Source organism: Halomonas sp. KM007, from assembly GCF_050709225.1.
GTDB classification, from domain to species: domain Bacteria; phylum Pseudomonadota; class Gammaproteobacteria; order Pseudomonadales; family Halomonadaceae; genus Vreelandella; species Vreelandella hamiltonii.
The window spans coordinates 2,395,677-2,414,794 of sequence record NZ_CP136131.1 but is presented as its reverse complement, the minus strand read 5'-3'; the positions used below and the strand labels follow the sequence as shown (position 1 = coordinate 2,414,794).

Annotated in this window: 16 protein-coding genes and 1 pseudogene; 10 read left to right on the top strand and 7 right to left on the bottom strand. The window is 54.4% G+C overall.

Going from position 1 to position 19,118, the window contains the following annotated elements; translation table 11 throughout:
• Positions 1-7: 7 nt before the first annotated feature.
• Positions 8-1,018 carry a type 2 periplasmic-binding domain-containing protein gene (dctP, locus tag RVM27_RS11360; protein ID WP_498956621.1) on the bottom strand — a complete coding sequence of 337 codons (1,011 nt, stop codon included), beginning with the start codon at positions 1,016-1,018 and terminating at the stop codon, positions 8-10.
• Positions 1,019-1,121: 103 nt separating this feature from the next.
• Here dctP and RVM27_RS11355 point away from each other — a divergent pair, with 103 nt between their 5' ends.
• The 4 genes and pseudogenes from RVM27_RS11355 to RVM27_RS11340 all read left to right on the top strand — a co-directional run.
• Positions 1,122-2,618, top strand: a complete 1,497-nt coding sequence (locus RVM27_RS11355; protein WP_498956620.1) for an aminotransferase-like domain-containing protein — start codon at positions 1,122-1,124, stop codon at positions 2,616-2,618.
• Positions 2,599-3,846 carry an NAD(P)/FAD-dependent oxidoreductase gene (locus RVM27_RS11350; RefSeq protein ID WP_498956619.1) on the top strand — a complete coding sequence of 416 codons (1,248 nt, stop codon included), beginning with the start codon at positions 2,599-2,601 and terminating at the stop codon, positions 3,844-3,846. Before RVM27_RS11355 ends, RVM27_RS11350 begins: the two co-directional genes overlap by 20 nt.
• Before the next feature lie 34 nt (positions 3,847-3,880).
• On the top strand, positions 3,881-4,237 hold the full coding sequence (locus RVM27_RS11345) for a RidA family protein (RefSeq protein ID WP_498956618.1): 357 nt from the start codon (positions 3,881-3,883) through the stop codon (positions 4,235-4,237).
• Positions 4,238-4,947: 710 nt separating this feature from the next.
• Positions 4,948-5,062, top strand: a pseudogene (locus RVM27_RS11340) (integrase core domain-containing protein); the annotation flags it as partial.
• A 149-nt stretch (positions 5,063-5,211) separates the two neighbouring features.
• Here the strand turns inward: RVM27_RS11340 and RVM27_RS11335 are convergent.
• Positions 5,212-6,237, bottom strand: a complete 1,026-nt coding sequence (locus tag RVM27_RS11335; RefSeq protein WP_498956617.1) for an AraC family transcriptional regulator — start codon at positions 6,235-6,237, stop codon at positions 5,212-5,214.
• Between the two features lie 187 nt (positions 6,238-6,424).
• Between RVM27_RS11335 and eat the strand changes: the two genes are divergently transcribed.
• From eat to eutC, 5 genes are all read left to right on the top strand, one after another.
• The gene (gene eat / locus RVM27_RS11330; protein ID WP_498956616.1) at positions 6,425-7,882 is read left to right on the top strand and encodes a permease; all 1,458 of its coding nucleotides are present in this window, start codon (positions 6,425-6,427) and stop codon (positions 7,880-7,882) included.
• A 79-nt stretch (positions 7,883-7,961) separates the two neighbouring features.
• On the top strand, positions 7,962-8,948 hold the full coding sequence (locus tag RVM27_RS11325) for a phosphotransferase enzyme family protein (protein ID WP_498956614.1): 987 nt from the start codon (positions 7,962-7,964) through the stop codon (positions 8,946-8,948).
• A 71-nt stretch (positions 8,949-9,019) separates the two neighbouring features.
• A complete protein-coding gene (locus tag RVM27_RS11320) occupies positions 9,020-10,354 on the top strand; it encodes an aspartate aminotransferase family protein (protein ID WP_498956613.1) in 1,335 nt (444 codons plus the stop codon).
• A gap of 4 nt (positions 10,355-10,358) precedes the next feature.
• Positions 10,359-11,744: an ethanolamine ammonia-lyase subunit EutB gene (locus tag RVM27_RS11315; protein ID WP_498956612.1), complete on the top strand. Its 1,386-nt coding sequence runs from the start codon at positions 10,359-10,361 to the stop codon at positions 11,742-11,744.
• Positions 11,745-11,751: 7 nt separating this feature from the next.
• The gene (gene eutC, locus RVM27_RS11310) at positions 11,752-12,603 is read left to right on the top strand and encodes an ethanolamine ammonia-lyase subunit EutC (RefSeq protein ID WP_498956611.1); all 852 of its coding nucleotides are present in this window, start codon (positions 11,752-11,754) and stop codon (positions 12,601-12,603) included.
• Positions 12,604-12,947: 344 nt separating this feature from the next.
• On the opposite strand, the gene RVM27_RS11305 is transcribed toward eutC, so the two are convergent.
• The 5 genes from RVM27_RS11305 to RVM27_RS11285 all read right to left on the bottom strand — a co-directional run bounded on the left by RVM27_RS11305 (position 12,948) and on the right by RVM27_RS11285 (position 17,363).
• Positions 12,948-14,113 (bottom strand): IS3 family transposase gene (locus tag RVM27_RS11305; RefSeq protein WP_139296708.1). Its coding sequence is split into 2 segments (ribosomal slippage): positions 12,948-13,852 and positions 13,852-14,113, totalling 1,167 coding nucleotides; the frame shifts between segments, so codons are not numbered across the junction.
• 69 nt (positions 14,114-14,182) lie between these two features.
• Positions 14,183-14,950 carry an amino acid ABC transporter ATP-binding protein gene (locus RVM27_RS11300; protein ID WP_498957770.1) on the bottom strand — a complete coding sequence of 256 codons (768 nt, stop codon included), beginning with the start codon at positions 14,948-14,950 and terminating at the stop codon, positions 14,183-14,185.
• Complete coding sequence (locus RVM27_RS11295; RefSeq protein WP_498887784.1) at positions 14,943-15,608, bottom strand: amino acid ABC transporter permease; 666 nt, start codon at positions 15,606-15,608, stop codon at positions 14,943-14,945. Before RVM27_RS11295 ends, RVM27_RS11300 begins: the two co-directional genes overlap by 8 nt.
• 38 nt (positions 15,609-15,646) lie before the next feature.
• On the bottom strand, positions 15,647-16,288 hold the full coding sequence (locus tag RVM27_RS11290; RefSeq protein ID WP_498887786.1) for an amino acid ABC transporter permease: 642 nt from the start codon (positions 16,286-16,288) through the stop codon (positions 15,647-15,649).
• A gap of 97 nt (positions 16,289-16,385) precedes the next feature.
• Positions 16,386-17,363, bottom strand: a complete 978-nt coding sequence (locus tag RVM27_RS11285) for a type 2 periplasmic-binding domain-containing protein (protein WP_498957769.1) — start codon at positions 17,361-17,363, stop codon at positions 16,386-16,388.
• A 172-nt stretch (positions 17,364-17,535) separates the two neighbouring features.
• On the opposite strand from RVM27_RS11285, the gene pdxR reads away from it, so the two are divergent.
• Positions 17,536-19,044: an aminotransferase-like domain-containing protein gene (pdxR, locus tag RVM27_RS11280; RefSeq protein ID WP_498956610.1), complete on the top strand. Its 1,509-nt coding sequence runs from the start codon at positions 17,536-17,538 to the stop codon at positions 19,042-19,044.
• Positions 19,045-19,118 lie beyond the last annotated feature (74 nt).

Genomic DNA, 19,118 nt, shown 5'->3' with positions numbered 1-19,118 from the left:
TGTCGGATCAGTCTAGTGCTAGGCCTGCGCGCAGCTCGCTCATTATGTCGTCACCCAGCTCATCGCCAATTTCTGGCCATACCTGCTCGCGGGTAAAGGTCGCTAGCTGCTGTAGCTGCTCAGTGGATAGGCGCACAACATTAACGCCCTCTGCTTCAAGCGCCTCAAGCTGTCGCTCATCGGCGGCCTCCACCTCATCAAAGCGTTGAGAAGATATCTCTTGTGCTACATCTACCAATAACTGTTGGTCATCTTCCGGCAGCGAGGTTAGGCGCTGTTTGTTCATCACAAACCAGCCCAGTTCTAAGTGATCGTTGTACTGAACCCAAGTATTCGTGATGTCTTTGAAGTTGCTGTAGGCCATTTCAGGAGAACCACCAATCTGACCATCTACTACGCCCGTTTGCATACCGGTGTACAGCTCAGCCCACGGAATAGTAGCCACTTGGTAGCCCAATTCCTCCATCAAGGTGCGGTGAGTGGTGCCGCCAGGCCAAACGCGAATTCGCAACTGCTTATCTTCACCAGGGGTAGCCGGATTATTCACCCCTTTCGTAAAGCCCGCTCCGCCCATACCATCGGCAAACACACCCAGCAAGCGTAGCTCCTGCTCTTCAATCAACCCATCCACGATGTTGAATGCAAAGCCATCTCGCTCGTAGGCCGATTTAGCTTCCGCATAGGTGGGAGCAATGTAAGGAAACCAAGAGATAGCTAAACGTCGATCAAAATTGGTTGAAAGTGGCTGTAGGCCAATATCAATGGCACCTTGCATTAGTTGGGCATGAGTTTCTGTCCAGTCACCGAGCTGGCTGGAGGGATAAACAGAAATACTGATACGCCCATCGCTACGCGTCTCTACCTCATCGGCGAATGTCTGAGCTGCTTGGCCAGCGTCTGAATCTGCGCGATACATATGGGTTAAACGCAGCGAAACATCCCCGGCAAATGCGTAAACTGAACTCATCCCCACAGCCGCAAGCGTCGTAATAGCGAAGAATTTACGTAGAGGTTGCATAACCTTCTCCTGATCCATATTTGTTTAGTTAATATTTTGCTTAGTTGTATGGCGACACAAGCCATACAAGCATGACAAATTTAGAATTACAACCCCCTCAATATTGGTTTTTTTATTCAAAAAGCGTATTATCAAACAATACAAGCAGTACAACCCATCTAAAGGCACTTCAATGTTAGATACTCTGCTTACGCAAGTAGAGAAGGAGCTTGGCTCCCTCAATCACTCTGAACCGCTCTACATCCAGCTAGCCCACGCGCTTTCTGAAGCCATACGCTCGGGCCAGCTCGGACTAGGTGAAAAACTTCCACCGCACCGTGAGCTGGCTAAGCGTTTAAACGTCAACGTTTCCACTATCACCCGAGCCATGGCGATTCTGCAGGATGATAAGCTGATCGAGACACGGCCCGGACGCGGCACACGCGTCTCCGCCTACCGCTCAGAGGAAGCCCAATTCCAATCAGCACCACTTCACGAAACAGGCATCATCGACCTCAGCGTTAACCGTCCGGCTACTGATGCCTACAACCATGTGCTCGCAGCACTATTGCCCGAGTTGCCGCTGGATCCCCGCTTTGACTCCATGAAGGATTACCACCCTTCCGAAGGGCCGACCTGGGCTCGAGAAGCTGCCGCCTCCTGGCTATGCCAGCAAGGGCTAACGGCGAGCGCCTCTCGGGTCATCATGTGCGATGGCGCTCAGCACGGCCTAGCGCTAGCGCTTCGTGCCATCGCCGAACCTGGTGAAACAGTGCTGGCTGATGACATTACCTACCAAGGAATTGCTGCCCTGTGCCGCACGCTGGATTTAAACCTTGTAGGTGTACATACCGACGAACGTGGCATGGTGCCGCAAGCGCTTCAAGACGCCTGCAGCGACCTCGCGCCTCGCGCTGTCTTCATAGTTAGCTCCATACAAAATCCAACGGCCGTTACCCTTGACCAAAAACGACGCAACGATCTGTTAGAAGTGATAAAAGCAGCGGGCGTACTGCTAATAGAAGATGATGTCTACCGGCCACTGCTGGACACACCCACGACACCCCTGGCCAACAGCCTGCCTGAACAAACGCTTTATATAACCTCGCTATCTAAATGCGTGGCGCCCGGCCTGCGGATAGGCTTTATGCTCGCTCCATCAGACCTCGTTTCCGACCTAAGCGCTAGCCTACGCGTAGACTGCTGGAGTACAGCGCCACTTTCTGCCCTGGTGGCAACACGGCTGATGGAAAGCGGCAAAGTGCGCGATTTAATCGTTGTTCAGCGTGAAGAGTTACGCGCACGACAGGCAATACTACGCCAAACAATGGGCGGTCTAGATGTACACAGTGGCCCCACAGCGCCACACGCCTGGCTGAAACTGCCCGACGGTTGGCAAAATCACAACTTCAGCAATGCTTGCCTACAACAAGGGGTAGCGGTGCTTCCTGGCTCAGCATTTAGCCTCGCCCCCCAGCATGCCCCCAACGCGGTGCGCATCAACCTCTCTGCTGCTTCAACCCGTGCACAGCTCACTCATGGGCTGACGGTCATCGCTGAGCTGTCTAGAAACGGCCCGGCCCCTCAACCAAGGCTTTCTTATGACCCCCACACACAATGAGATTGTCGTCATCGGCGGTGGTGCCGTAGGTGTTGCCTGCGCCCTATGGCTACGCCGTGATGGACACCAAGTCGTCCTGCTAGAACCTGAGGATATTGCAGGCCAATGCTCTTATGGCAACGCAAGCACACTGGCGGAGTACGGTTGCACCCCCATTGCTAATGCCTCAGTTTGGTCGCAGTTGCCCAACCTGCTGTTCTCCCAGGACTCCCCCTTCGTGGTGCGCTGGTCGCGCTTACCAGAACTGATGCCCTGGCTGTTGCGCTTTATGGCCCAATGCAACAAACGCCGCGCAACGATAAATGCGCAGCGCCTTGCACGCCTATTAGGGCAAACGTTCAGCGGTTACGCCCCCCTGCTTGAAGCAGCCCCCCAGGCACGTGAGCTAATTCGCAACGAAGGCTGCCTATACGCCTATACCACAGAAAAAGGGCTAAAAAGCGCGCAAGCGGACATTGCCTTGCGCCGTTCGCTCGGTATAGACCAAGAGATACTCGACGCAGCCAGCGTTGAAGCACTAGAACCCGCCATGGCGGGGCAGAGCGTAGGAGGCGTACTCTTCCCACGTTCATGCCACCTACGCGATACGCAAGGCTTTATTCAAGCGCTCGCCCAGCCACTACTCTCGGAAGGCAGCATTCTGAAAGGCCGCGCGCGCGGCTTACGCTCCGCCCACGACGGCGTTCATATTGATTGCGAGGATGGTCAGACGCTCATTGCTGATCGCGTCGTGTTGGCCGCGGGTGCCTGGTCGGCAAAACTAACCGCCACGCTCGGCGAACGTATACCGCTGGATACGGAGCGAGGCTATCACGTTGAGTTTGAATTAGGCCGCGAAGTGCTCACGCGCCCCACCTGCCCTGTCGAAAGCGCCTTTTATATGACTCCCCTGGCCAACGGCCGCCTTCGCGCCGCAGGCACCGTGGAACTTGCCTCGCTACGCGACCCCATCAACCCAGCGCGCATCCGCTTTATAGAAGAACGGATACGCAAGCTGATGAATATTGACGCCCCGGTTAGCCACCAATGGATGGGGATGCGCCCCACCTTACCCGACTGCGTGCCGGTGATTGGCCCCAGCCGCTACGACTCGCGGGTTATTCACGCTTTCGGGCACCAACACCTCGGCATTACATTGGCCGGTACCACCGGCGAGCTTGTGGCAGCGTGCGTACGCGGCCAAGCCCCCGATTGGCTTAACGACTACAGCGCCGCTCGTTTCCACTAACCCCCTTTACAACCAGGAGCCACCAGGAGTATCTATGAGCCTTCAACGCCACCACACCTCCCCCCGTATGAGCCAAATTGTAGTGCATGGCAATACCCTCTACCTGGCAGGCCAAGTGGGGGAATGCGGCGCTAGCGTCGCTGAACAAACCCGCCAAGCCCTGGCCGAAGTAGAGAGCCTGCTAAACGAAGCGGGCTCTTCGCCTGAACATATTCTGCAGACCATCATCTGGCTAGCCGACATGGAAGATTTTGAAGCAATGAATGCCGTATGGGATGCCTGGGTACCCGCAGGGCACGCCCCAGCGCGCGCTTGCGGTGAATCCCGTCTGGCCGACCCAGGTTATCTGGTCGAATTCACGATCACTGCAGCAATCATAGATCCACGCTGAGCACCTAAACGCATCGACACATAGTGATGTACACATGGTGGCGTATCAACGCCGCCACCGTCTTGCGCAGTGTGTCGTTAACTATCAAGCAGTTCGTTGCTGTATCGTGCACAGCCAGTGACTATCTATGGCGCAGTATAGTTTGTCGGAATGAGAGTGCCCATACCAAGCGAATCAAAGAACTCGAAGTCGAAAATGCACGCTTGAAAAAGCTAGAGAGGGAGATCACACGCGAGGCACTGAGATAAAATTGGAGAGCACTCCGAGTCGTTTTTATGAGTGCCTGCGCGTTGCGCTATCACCCCGTACCTGACCGCGATGAGGCATTGAGGGAGAGCAGTCAATCATAAGCGCGTAGAACACCTCTACACTGCTCGCCGCTCGGCTACAGGTCAAACGACGCCAGGGTCTACCTCTGACCGGAAGCCGCTTGGTCGTCCCTGTGCCGCCCATCAGGTCTGATCCATGAATTTTGTATTTGAGCGTACATGAGACGGGTAAGTGATAAAGAACCTAACGGTGGTCGACGACGCTACCCACGAAGCTGTGGCGATTGTGTCTGAGCGTGCCAGCCATTGGGGGCTGTCGTTAACACAGATCTTAGTTACCATTGCGATACAGCATGGCCTACCTCACGACATTCTCGCGGATAATGGGAAGGAGTTTTGTGGGCGAATCATGCTGATGTGGGCTCATCTGCATGGTACGCCATGTTTTTAATTGAACCTGAAAAACCCAATCAAAACACGTATACCGAGTCATTCAATGATCGCTTTCGCAATGAGCGCTCGAACGAGCACTCATTCACCAGTTTACGTCATCGAAGCGTGGCGAGGCGAGTACAACGAAGAAAGACCGAAGAAGGGACTGAGAGAGTTAACCCCCAGTCTATGGCGATAATATACGGTAAAGCCACCTCTGATTCCAAGCCCAGCTGTTACTGAAAATGGAGTGACGTCGGGGCGCTGATTGGGTCAATTAAGCCGTCGTTTAAGCGTGTCAGAAGGGCGTTCACAAAACAGCCGTTTGTAATCCAAAGCAAACTGGCTAAGATGATAAAACCCTTGGTTTGCCGCCGCATCGGCAATAGAAATATCACTATATGTTAACAAATTACGTCGCACGCGATTCAGTCGTGCGGCCCTCAGAAATTGCACAGGGCTGATTCCCAGAATACTCTCGAAACTGTACTGTAAGGTGCGTCGGCTGACACAGGCGATGTCGCATAATGCGGCAATGGTCACCGGGCTATCGCCCGAGGCCTTCAGGTAATCCCAGACGCGATCAACCACAGCACGGCGGTGAAGATAGCTGGGGGCTTTTGCCGAATTGAGCGTTCCACTGTCCAGCAGGCTAAGAAGCTCCTGTAACAGCATGTCCTTGTGGATGTCAGTATCCATGGCATCACTGGAGGCTGTCAGAATCTGCCTGACCAGTAGCGACAGCGTATCGACCTGCTGTGTGTTGCTTTTCAGACAGGGTGTCGCAGAATCAGCAAGGTGCTCAACGCTGATGCCTTCACGCTCGGCCAATGCAAACAACTCATCACGACGAATCAGAATGCTGAGGATATGACAGTCGGCGGGTGTCATCAGCTCAAACGAACGGTGACCAAGCCGCCAAAGCACATCGTCCTGCTCAACCCCCTGGCCATTGATGCGAAACTGCTCTCGCTGGGAGGGTATCCCTATCCAGAAAGCATCTGGCCAGGTAATGCATTGCTGATAGAGCGTCTGATTGGTGTATTCATTGATGATCTGAATACCATCAAAATGGCACTCATCCACACGTCCTTCGAAACGCCCTGAACTGCACTGATTGTACTCCTGAGCCCAGTTGGTCAGATTAAATGCCTGTTCGTTGACTTCATACGAAACCGAGACACGCCATTGCGGCGCAACCTGTTTCTCTTGTGGTTCGTTTGGGTGCATTTTTTCCTCTTTATTGTTGTTTTGCACCAGTATGGGCGTTGTTTTTTTAGCCTGTAAAGCCTTATACACGGTCGCTCCCCCCTCTTTGCGTACTTTTGCCAAAATTCGATAACCCGCATCGAAACAAGCTCTCTACCCTCAAGGAGCTAGCAATTTCCGTTCCCTTTTCACTGCCAAAGCGCTATCTGCCAATCACAGTGCAAAGGAATCGGCAAACGCACAACAGCAATTCGCGTCGTTGACCTGGAGAATGCTCATGGCAAACGCAATCGATAAGGATTACCTGGCCAAGCGCCAGTTAAAAAAAGGCACCGCTGGCTGGGTTCTGCTTGCAGGCTTAGGGGTGTCCTATGTCATTTCCGGCAACTTTGCCGGCTGGAACTTCGGGCTGGCGGAAGCTGGCTGGGGCGGCTTTGTGATTGCCGCCGCCTTGATGGCCACCATGTACTTTGCCTTGGTGCTCTCGCTGGCTGAAATGTCAGCTGCCATTCCCGCAGCAGGCGGTGGTTACAGTTTTGCCCGGCAAACCATGGGGCAGGTAGGTGGCTATCTGACGGGACTGGCGGTACTGATCGAATATGCCTTAGCGCCAGCGGCCATCGTGATCTTTATCGGTGCCGCGGTTGAAGAGCTGCTGGGAATTAACGGCCCCTGGGTCTATGCGCTTTTCTACGCCATCTTTATCGGCATCCACCTTGCCGGTGTTGGCGAAGCGCTGAAGGCCATGATGGTCATTAGCGGCCTGGCCGTGATCGCGATTCTGGCCACCGCCGTGGCGCTGATCGGCGATTTCAGCACCACTAACCTGTTCACGATTGCCGCTTCTGATGAGGCGGGTGGTAGCACCTGGCTACCCTTCGGCTGGTATGGTGTGTGGGCAGCTCTGCCTTTTGCCATGTGGCTGTTTCTGGCCGTTGAAGGTGTACCACTCGCCGCTGAAGAAGCCCGTGACCCAGCCCGTGATATGCCCAAGGGCATTATTGCAGCGATGATTTTCCTGTTATTCACTGCCGCATTGGTGGTGTTCCTGCTGGCTGGCGCGGCTGGCGCTGATGTCATTGCTACCAGCGGCGTTCCGCTCGTCGATGCGCTGAAAACTACCGGAAACAGTGGCCTGGCCACGGCCATCAACGTGCTGGGTCTCGCGGGGCTGATTGCGTCTTTCTTCTCGGTCATTTACGGCTACAGCCGTTTGGTATTTGCCCTGTCACGGGCAGGTTACCTGCCTAAAGTGCTGTCACTTACCAGCAAGCGTAAAGCACCCACCTGGGCGTTAGTTGCCCCTGGGGTTTTCGGTTTTCTGGTCTCACTGACTGGCGAAGGCGATCTGATTCTGGGCATGGCCGTGGTGGGCGCCACCATTTCCTATGCGCTCATGGCACTCAGCCATATTCTGCTACGCCTGCGTCGCCCGGAGCTGGAACGCCCCTATAAAACTCCGGGGGGCATTGTCACATCCTCTATTGCGCTGGTGCTTTCCCTCGTCGCCATGACCGGCGTCTATGCCTTCGATCCTCGCGCCTTTAACTACACCATTGTGCTGTTTGTCATTGGGGCGGTGTACTTCTTTGCCTATGCCAAGCGCCACCTGGTCGCCCAGTCAGCGGATGAAGAGCTGGCATTGATCCTGGATGCCGAGCATGCCGTTGAGGAGATGGAGGCGCTTCAGGAGACCTCCGATATCCCCCTGCAACCCAAAGCCTCGCGGACCTGAACATTGTCACGACACGTTCGCCCCTCAGCGCTGCCCGATGATGGCGCTGAGGGTCCCAGATCGCAGGAGAGAATGTCAGATGTACACACAAACTCTGGTTGATGACCTCAAAGCTGGGCTTTGCCAATCACTTGATTATTGGCAAATGTCCGCCGATACCCGAATTGAACTGCTGACAACGTCAGAAAATGCCACTTTCGTTTCCCACGACCCGCTAACAGATCACAAACGCATCATCCGCGTTCATCGCCCCGATTATCACGACCGACAGGAGATTGAATCCGAGTTGGCATGGATTCACGACCTGCGCGCCTCAGGCCGCGTGAATACGCCTTCGCCGATTACCACTGTCACTGGCAGCCCGGTGATCAAGATGGCCATTGATGGCCGTGATTTTCATGCGGTCGCGTTTGAGCATGTTAGCGGCTGTGAGCCAAATGTCGGAGAAGCACTGCCTGACTGGTTTGAAAAACTCGGCGCGGTGACGGCCTCTCTGCATGAGCACAGCCGAACCTGGCAGCGCCCCGACTGGTTTGCACGCAAGCGCTGGCACCTTGACACCATGATTGCCCCCGACGGGCTATGGGGCGATTGGCGCCAGGCACCCGGCATTACCTCCAGAGATGAAGCCATCATTCATCAGGCGATTGAACATATCCACCTCGCCATTGATGCCTATGGCCATCAGGAAGACCGCTATGGTCTGGTGCATGCCGATTTGCGCCTGGCCAATCTATTGGTCAATGACGACCAGCTGGCCGTCATTGACTTCGACGACAGTGGTTTCTGCTGGTACGCCTACGATTTCGCTGCAGCGATCAGCTTTCATGAACTCGACCCGATGATTCCCCAGCTGCGCGACGCCTGGATTCGTGGCTACCGGACCATCGCCCGGTTCGATGAGGAAGATATCGCCGCACTGGATACCTTCATCATGATCCGTCGCATCATGCTCAGCGCCTGGCTGGCAACGCACGCCGAAACACCGACAGCTCAGGCGCTGGCACCGGGTTACATTCAGGGTACCGCTGAACTGGCCCGCCAGTATCTGCACACCAGACCCTGAATAACTGGGCCTTGATAACCGGGCCTGAACGACAGAAGCAGCTTTCTCCGTTGACTCAAAAGGATATTACCGTGAACGATATTCGCGGCATTCTCGACCAGAACGCTTTTCGTTTTGAGCAGCTGGATCACGCGGATCCAGCGCTTAGGGCAATGGTTCGCAAGCGCCTTGAAACCGTCGGCCCAACGTCCATGCTGTTTTACGAAGAGCCCTTGCACATCGTCAAAGGCGAAGGCGTCTGGCTTGACGACAACCAAGGGCGTCGCTACCTGGACATGTACAATAACGTGCCGTCAGTTGGGCATTGCCACCCCCACATTGTGCAGGCGGTGGCCAGACAGATGGGGACACTGAATACCCATACCCGCTACCTTCACGAAGGTATTCACCATTACGCCGACCGCCTTCTGGCAACCCTCCCCGCCCCACTGGAGCGGCTGGTGATGGCCTGTACCGGCAGTGAGAGTAATGATATGGCTCTGCGCCTGGCACGCCAGTGGACAGGCAAGCACGGCATTATCGTCAGCGAAGCCGCGTATCACGGCAATACCACTGCGGTCACCGACGTTTCCCCATCATCTTACAAAACCGGCACTCCCCCGGATCACGTACACGTTATCGCGCTTTCCGACATGCTGACCGCCGCCGACCCGGCACAGTGGTTCCAGGAACAGGTGCAGGCAGGCGTTAAACAACTGGAGGCGCGCGGCCATGGCTGTGCCGCATTACTGGTCGATTCGATTTTTTCCAGTGATGGCATCTATGCCGACCCCGCCGGTTTCATGGCACCTGCGGTGACATGGCTTCAGGCCAATGGAAGTTTGCTGATTGCCGACGAAGTACAGCCCGGCTTTGGTCGCACGGGTGCTGGCATGTGGGGCTTTAGCCGTCATCAGGTCACACCGGATATCGTGACCATGGGCAAGCCAATGGGCAATGGTTTTCCGATGGCGGGTCTGGTGACACGGGATGAGTTATTGGCCGCACTCAATGCGGATATTGGCTACTTCAATACCTTTGGTGGCTCTACTGTCGCTGTCGCGGCAGGCATGGCAGTACTTGATGTGCTGGAGGATGAGCAGCTGATCGCCAATGCCAAACACCAGGGCGAGTATCTCAAGGCACAGCTGAATGACCTCAAGACGCACTATGACGTCATCAGTGATGTCCGTGGTGCAGGGCTGTTTATCGGGCTGGACCTGTGTGCCCCCCACCACAACGGCCAACCGGATGCCTCTCGTACCACTCGGGTGATTAACACACTCAAACATAATGGCGTGCTGATTGGCGCAGCGGGCAAATCGGGCAGTACGTTAAAACTTCGCCCCCCGCTGTGCATTCAACGTCAGGAAATTGACCTCTTTATTGAGACGCTGGAACACGCGATCAAGGCCACTTCAGGGTAACCCTATGCGCTACACCACTGATATCGGGCAAACACGCTACACCTTCACTGACCTGAAAACGCTGCTGGCCAAGGCCACTCCGTTACGCTCAGGCGATTGCCTGGCCGGTGTCGCCGCCGTTAACGCCACCGAGCGGATTGCCGCCCAGCGCTGCCTGGCCGACGTGCCGCTCAAGCAATTCCTCAACGAGGCGGTCATTCCTTATGAAGAGGATGAAGTCACCCGGCTGATCATGGATAGCCACGATGCCAGCGCGTTTGCACCGGTCGCGCACCTGACAGTGGGAGACTTTCGCAACTGGCTACTGTCAGCGCAGGCCAATAGCGTATCGCTAAGCGCCCTGGCAGCCGGGCTGACACCGGAAATGGTCGCTGCCGTTGCCAAGATCATGCGCATCCAGGACCTGATTCTGGTTGCCCAGAAAACCGAAGTGGTGACCCGCTTCCGCAATACCATTGGGCTGCGCGGCAGGATGTCAACGCGACTGCAGCCCAACCACCCAACGGATGATCCGGCCGGCGTGGCCGCCAGCCTGCTGGATGGTTTGATGTATGCCAACGGCGATGCGGTGATTGGCATCAATCCGGCAACCGATAATACCCACGCCGTCACCCGCCTGATGCACCTGCTGGATGACGTCATTCAGCGCTATGAAATCCCCACCCAGTCCTGCGTGCTGACCCATGTCACCACCCACCTTGAAGCCATCAAACGCGGCGCACCGGTGGATCTGGTCTTCCAGTCGATTGCCGGCACCCAGGCCGCTAACGACAGCTTTGGCGTTAACCTGTCGATTCTGGATGAAGCCCACCGCGCCGCGCTGGAACTGGGCCGTGGCACGGTGGGCAGCAACGTCATGTATTTTGAAACCGGCCAGGGCAGCGCGCTTTCGGCCAATGCCCATCATGGGGTGGACCAGCAAACCTGTGAAACCCGCGCCTACGCCGTTGCAAGGCGGTTTGACCCGCTACTGGTTAACACCGTGGTCGGCTTTATCGGCCCCGAATACCTTTATGATGGCAAGCAGATCATCCGGGCAGGCCTTGAAGACCACTTCTGCGGCAAACTATTGGGCGTCCCCATGGGCTGCGATATCTGCTACACCAACCATGCCGAAGCCGACCAGGACGACATGGATATGCTGCTGACCCAACTCGGCGTTGCTGGCATCAACTTCATCATGGGGATTCCAGGTTCCGACGACATCATGCTTAACTACCAGACCACGTCTTTTCATGATGCGCTCTACCTGCGAGAGGTACTCAACAAGCCGCCGGCACCGGAATTTGCCGACTGGCTTAAACGCATGGGTATTTTTGATGCCGACCACCGGCTGGACGTTGGCTCAGGTTTACCGACGTCCTTTGCCCACCTTGATCACAAATTGTGAGGTTGCCATGACGGTGGATAAAAACAACGTGAACCCACACAGCCCTGATAAAAACAGCGCTGATAAAAACCCACTGGTCACCGCCAATACCTGGGCCAGCCTGCGCCGCCATACCGATGCCCGTATTGGTCTGGGGCGTACCGGTATCAGCCTACCGACCGAGGCGCATCTGGATTTCCAAGAGGCTCACGCGCGCGCCCGGGATGCCGTGCACATTCCCTTGGACACCCAGGCCCTATTGCGTGAACTGGACGACAGCGGGCTCGCCACTCTTCACCTCCAGAGCCAGGCACACGATCGCATTACCTACCTGCAGCGCCCAGACAAGGGGCGCCGCCTGAATGGCGACTCTGCCGCCTGTTTGAAACAGCAACGGGACGCCCACCCAGCCGCCGAGGCGGCGATCGTGATTGCCGATGGGCTTTCTTCCACCGCCGTGCAGCGTCACGCCGCGAAACTGGCGGCCTTGATTGACCAGGGGCTGGCTAGTCAGGGCCTGACCCGTCACCCCGTTTGTCTGGTGGAGCAAGGGCGCGTCGCCGTTGGCGATGAAGTCGGCGAACTGCTGGAAAGCCGCCTGGTTATCCTGCTGGTGGGAGAACGCCCCGGACTCAGTTCACCGGACAGCCTGGGCATTTATTACACCTACCAACCCCAGGTAGGGCTGACCGACGCAGCACGCAACTGTATATCGAATGTCCGTCCCGCCGGCATCCCGCCTGCCGATGCCTGTGAACGGCTTATGTGGTTAGTCAGGGAGTCACTCAAGCGCCAGCTTTCCGGTGTCGCGCTCAAGGATGAATCCGGCGACGCAGACGCCATTGATACGGATTCACCGGGTAATTTTCTAATTCAATAGCAGTGACTGGGCACGTATAGATGCGCCCACACTGCATGGCAACCAAGAAACAGGTCGCGCCTACAATACAGACTCATATATGAGAGATCGACTTACACGGCTGCAATTCTGCGTGAGCGGCTCTATGACTATCAAGATGATTCAGGCAGATGGTTATCGGCATCGTCAACCTACTCGTTGATGCTCCGAATGGGCTGTTGGAGAAGCTCACCTAGGCTTTCGCCATCCTGAGAATCAGGCGTTAAGTCGACCCATCTGGGCTTTTACCCACAATCTAGATTCGGGGCTGCCCGCTGTATCGCTCCATGGGGAAATGATCTTACCCAGCAACAGTGGACACTCGTTTAAGCGATCATTCGGACTTCAAACGCCTCTGGGCTGATCATCCCTATAGCACTGTGCCGTCGTTGCTTGTTGTAGTCCAGTTCGATGTATTCAAACACCTGGCGTCTCATCATATCTCGCGTTTTAAAGTTCTCGCCGTGGATCGCTTCCACCTTGAGGCTGTGAAAGAAGCTTTCGGCACAGGCGTTATCATAACAGTTGCCTTTCGCGCTCATACTGCACTTGAGTTCATGTCGCGTCAGTAGCGACTGATACAGCGTCGAACAGTACTGACCACCTCGATCTGAATGGACGATCACGCCTGTTGGCATTTTACGTTTCCATAGCGCCATTTGTAGTGCATCACAGACAAGATCTGCCGTCATACGCTCGCTCATTGCCCAACCAACGACTTTGCGAGAGTAAAGATCAATTAGCACAGCAAGATAAAGCCAACCTTCACCCGTCGCCAAGTAGGTGATATCACCCACCCACTTTTGATTAGGGGCTGAAGCCCTGAAGTCTTGCTCTAGCAGGTTTGGCGCAACAGGTAGCGAATGTCGAGAGTTTGTGGTGGCCTTGAACTTACGGGCAGCTTTAGCACGCAGGCCTTGTCGCTGTAAGCTGGCAGCCACGGTCTTGCGATTCACCGGTATTCCGTCATCTTGCAGGTCTAGAGCTAATCTCGGGGCGCCTGAGCGGCCTTTACGTTGGTGAAACGCCGCAGCCACACGCTTATCGAGAACGGCTTGCTGGCTGCGCTTTAGAGACAGACCTCCTTCGCGCTGTCGCCAAGCGTAGTAGCCGCTTCGAGCGACCCCAACAACATGGCACATGCGCTGAACACTGAAAGCCTGGCGATGACGATGGATAAAGGCGTACTTCACTTCAGGCTCTTCGCAAAGTACACCGCGGCCTTTTTTGTGATAGCCAGCTCCTCATTGGCTTCGGCTAATTGCCGCTTCAGACGAACGTTTTCTTCTGCCAGCGAGCGCTCTCGCTCAGATGTATCTTGCTGTTGCTGAACCTTAGAACGCCACTGATAAAGCTGACTCGAGTGTATGCCCAGTTCACGAGCCGCTGCGGCAACGCCTATGCGATCAGCAAGCGCTAACGCTTCTTGCCGATAGGTATCTGAGTAACGGGTATAGGATTTTTTCTTCATTGATGTCGTCGATCTTGCCATGGTTCACCTCGTGGCAGTGTATTACATTCTTGAGGTGTCCATCGTTACTGGGCAAGATCATATGAAATGTCAGCTGGCCTTATCCAGCTCAAGGAACCGCCTAACCCGTTCACTACCAGGATTATTAAAAAACACATCCGGCGCCGATTTTTCAATAATGATTCCCTTGTCCAGAAACACCACTTGATCTGAAACGTTACGGGCAAAATCCATTTCATGCGTGACGATAATCATGGTGTAGCCTTCCTGCGACAGGTCACGCATCACCGACAGCACTTCACCTACTAACTCAGGGTCTAGTGCGGATGTGGGTTCGTCAAACAACATGACCTTAGGTTGCATAGCCAGCGCACGCGCAATGGCGACCCGCTGTTTTTGTCCACCAGAAAGCGTGCACGGATATGTGTCCGCCTTTTCTGCCATTCCTACTTTTTGTAAGAATCCCATTCCACGTTCCCGGGCTTCCTCTTTTTTCAAGCCTTGAACATAGGTGAGTGCTTCGGTCACATTTTTGAGTACCGAAAGGTGCGGCCATAAATTGAATCCCTGAAAAACCATGCCCAGCTGAGTGCGTACTTTGGCCAGCTCTCGTCGAGTCATCGGTTTGCTGGAGTCCTCACGGACCCCGATACGCTCTCCGTTAATACGTATCTCGCCCCGGTCAGGCACTTCCAACCAGTTGATACACCTTAGCAGTGTGGACTTGCCTGACCCCGAAGACCCCAGAATACTGACCACCTCGCCACTGCTAACATCGAGACTGACATCCCTGAGGACTTCTGTACCGTCAAAACTTTTGGATAGATTGTTGATGCTCACTTCAGAATATTCAGGCATTGCTAAAACCTCTTTTTTCACCAAGGCGCCCCAGCAGGCGGATACTTTGCTCAAGCATTAAACTGATCGCCCAGTAGAAGCCAATCACCACAATAAAGGCCTCCATAGGGATGAAGTAGGTGCTTGATAGGCTATTAGCAGCAGCCGTTAACTCCCTCACGGTGATGATCACCAGAAAGGCTGTGTCCTTAAGCAGGATAATCAGCTGGTTTCCCATCACCCCTCTGGTGCGGAGAACGAGTTGCGGCAATATAATGCGTATGAACATGGACGGACGTGAAAACCCCAGCGCCGTTGCGGCCTCTTCCTGCCCACTGGACAAGGTGACCCGGCTGCCACGTAAGATTTCGGCAAAATAGGCACCATGATAAAGAATCAAGGCTGACACACCCGCCTGCCAGGCACTTAAGCGTATTTCCAGACTGGGTAGACCATAATAGAAAAGGTACGCCAGAATCAGAAAAGGCAGCATGCGCATACCATCAATGAAAATGCGTAGTGGCGTCTTCAGCCGAGGCCTGGCGCCTTCCATCATAAAGACGAGCAGGCTTCCCAATAAAAAAGCAGCAATCGCGGAAATGACGAAGATGGTGACGGTATTTCCAAACCCTTGCCAGAACACATCGCGGGACGACCATAGAATTTCCCAGTTGCTCATACTCCCCCCCTGACACATCAGGCATTAAATACAATGGCTTACATAGCTAATCGGTTTGCCTTACGCTCAGCGATCCGCTGACCCCATACCAGGAATCCGATAATCGCCATATACAATAGAGCGGCTGCCAGAATCGGCGGCAAAGGATCATAGGTCACCGCTGAAATACGGTTGGTCACACGTGTCAAATCAACAATTCCGATTACCGCAATGGCGGGACTGCCTTTCACTAGAAAAGACATTTCGTTGACGAGGTTAGGCAAACTGGTGATCACCGTTTGAGGTAGCATGATGCGTCGAAAATAAGTCCAGGGTGTCATCCCCACTGCCATCGCGGCTTCACGCTGGTCATTAGAAAAGTTGTTAAAGGCTGAGCGCCAGATTTCTGCATTGAACGCCGTAGTATTTAGCGTCAAGGCCATGATGGCCGCCACATTGCGATCCAGGTTAATACCGAAGGTAGGGCCTGAGAGAAAGATAAACAGCACAAGGGTAACCAGCGGAGTGGCTCTTGCCATACTGATATAGGTGCCCAATAGCTGATGTATGAAAGGCAACCTTGCCAAACGTATTAGGGCAATAATGAGGCCCAGTACCACACCAAGTGCAATAGAGACGGCAGATATCCAGGCTGTTGTCCATGCTCCCTGAAGCAACAGCCCCCAAGCGCTACTATCCATGATCGAGACCCCTCTTTGTGTCACAGGAACCCGGCCTTAAGCCGGGTAGCCCGCTAGCCATTGGCGTTAAAGACTCGTTCATTAATGATACTGGCAGTTACATGCCAGCCATTTGATGAAACTCTTCAACACTCATTATTGGGGTAGTAGGTAGTTCCTCGAACGACTCACCAAACCAGGTTTCTTGTAGTTCGTACAAGCGGCCTGACTCTCTAAGGTGAGCCATGAAGTCCGACAGATACGCAAGAAGTTCAGGGCTATTCTTGGGTACCGGCCAGGCAACAAACCCCGGCCCGGATACCGCCTGCCCCGCCTCGAATACATCACCACGCGTACTTATAAGATCATTTACAGGTACCGCCGAATTGATGACGTAATCCAGTCGACCATTGGCAAGGTCAGCATAGATTTCCGGGTAGGCCTCATACTCCATGACATCTCCCAGCTCACCGCCGGTTTCTTCGAGCATGGCCTCCAGCTCAGGCAAACGGCTTAACAGAACACTCCCCGCTTGCACGCCAACCGTCATACCATCAAGGTCAGCCACACTGTTGATACGGTCATCACCTGCGCGCTTAACGTAAAAATGCTGTGCCGAGGCAAACGGTGGCGCGTAATTGAAGACCCGCAAGCGCTCATCCGAAACCGATGCTCCGGTAATTGCCACGTCGTACTGGCCGTTCGACACGGCAGCCAACAAGCCTGTCCAGGGCAGGATTTCCTGACGAATTTCAAAGTCAGCGTACGCTTCAAGCTCGGTCAGCACATCTTCGATAAAGCCATCCGGATCACTGCCATTCATGAAGTTGAAAGGCGCATAGTTATCTTCAGTGGCAACACGCATGTAACCACGCTCCTCGATTTCCGGAAGATCTGCAGCCAGCACCATCACAGAGGCACTCATTGCCAGGCTTCCTAGGGCTAGTACAGCGCCCCTTCTGAAGGCTCTAGGCATCGTTGATGCGACGAGCTTACGGGTTAGTGATTTATCAATAAGAAGATTAAAAGGCTGCATGGTGAATTCTCCGCAAGACGCCTGCTCAAGGCATTGTTCAATCAAGCTGCCAGCCGCCATGGACACGCTGACCGTGCCACCACCTTAGAATTTTCATCACCATCTGCTTAGAGCCAGTTACCTGACAAGATATGGACAGTTTCATGGCACGCATCATGCATGGGCATAACGGGCTGTCGCCCGAGAAGGCAGCGTTGCTGCCTGCAACAGTGTTACGGAAAGGAGTGGCCCTATGATTCTCGGCTTAACACTGCACAAAGACACAGACCGTTGTCTGCAGGAACAACTGAGGTCAGCACTGCTTGATGCCATTCATTCTGGCAGTTTGCCTGACAATGAGGCTATGCCCTCATGCCGCAAGCTCTCCAAGCAACTCGGGGTATCTAGAAACACTGTCGCTATCGTGTATGAAACGCTTGCTGATGACGGCTATATCATCAGCCGACCACGCAGTGGCTATTATCTGCACCCGAACTATCATTTCGACCATTCATCGGGGAAAGCGTCACATCGACCGCCACAGAGTTCCTCTTGCCAAAACAGGACACGGCATCACGTCAATGCAAATACCACTGATTATGCACCACTATGGAACGCCAGACTCAAGCAGCGTCCTAGCCATTTTGAAGGCGTATTAAAGCCAAGCAACTGGCACGCTTACCCTTACTCCTTCATATATGGCCAGCTAGATCCACAACAGTTTCCACTGTCACAATGGCGTGGCATCACTCGGCGGCTGCTGTGCGCCACCCGAGAGAAAAGTTGGCTGAATGACTGCATTGATCAGGACGACCCTTTGCTGATCGAGCAGTTGCGCCAGCGTGTCCTACCGCGAAGGGGTATCTTTGCCAGAGAGGATGAAATTCTGATCACCCTAGGCTCGCAGAATGCGCTTTTTCTACTTTCTCAGCTCTTGCTGGACTCACACAGCCATGTCGGCATGGAAAACCCAGGGTATAAAGAAGCTGCCAATATTTTCCAGCATTGCGGTGCGCAGCTGGTATTCAATGATGTTGACCGAGAAGGCATGGTGATTGATCAACTATCAAGCCAGTGTGATTACCTCTATGTGACCCCCAGTCATCAAGTTCCGACCGGTGTTAGGATGACGCTGGCTCGTCGCCGAGCGCTTGAGGCGCAAGTGATGCGCCATGATCAAGTCATTCTAGAAGATGACTATGACGCAGAACTGCATGGTGACAAACAAGCTTTGCCCGCCATGAAAGCTGGCTCTGTGGGTCATCGCGTCATTTATTTCAGCAGTTTATCCAAAGCATTTGCGCCAGGCCTGCGGCTTGGGTATGTCGTTGCCGACGCTGAACTCATTAATGAAATGCGTGCGTTGAGGCGGCTGATGTATCGTCATCCACCAGCGAATATTCAACATCAAGTTGCTCAATTCATTGCTCAGGGGTATTACGAGAAGTATCTAAGAACACACATCGACGACACCGACCGGCGCCGGGACATTTTGCGCGAAGCACTACAGCGCCATATTCCGGACCTTGCCTGCTGCAGCCATTCCAGAGCCAGCGCCTTCTGGATGAGCGCTACTCCTGACATAGATACACAGCGGCTTGCTTGGCAGGCCGCTCAACAGGGTGTATTGATTGAACCCGGATTTCAGCACTTCTTTGATGCGGCTCCTCCGCGCCACTTTCTGCGCCTTGGGTTCCAAGCCATAGCCCAGCGCCAAATCGTACCGGGGATTACAACCCTGGCTAAGGTGCTGGCACGTTAACTTGGCTTGATCATGCCCCTATCTCAGTTATCACCTGCTGAACAGCATCATGTCACATCGGCCACGCGCAACTG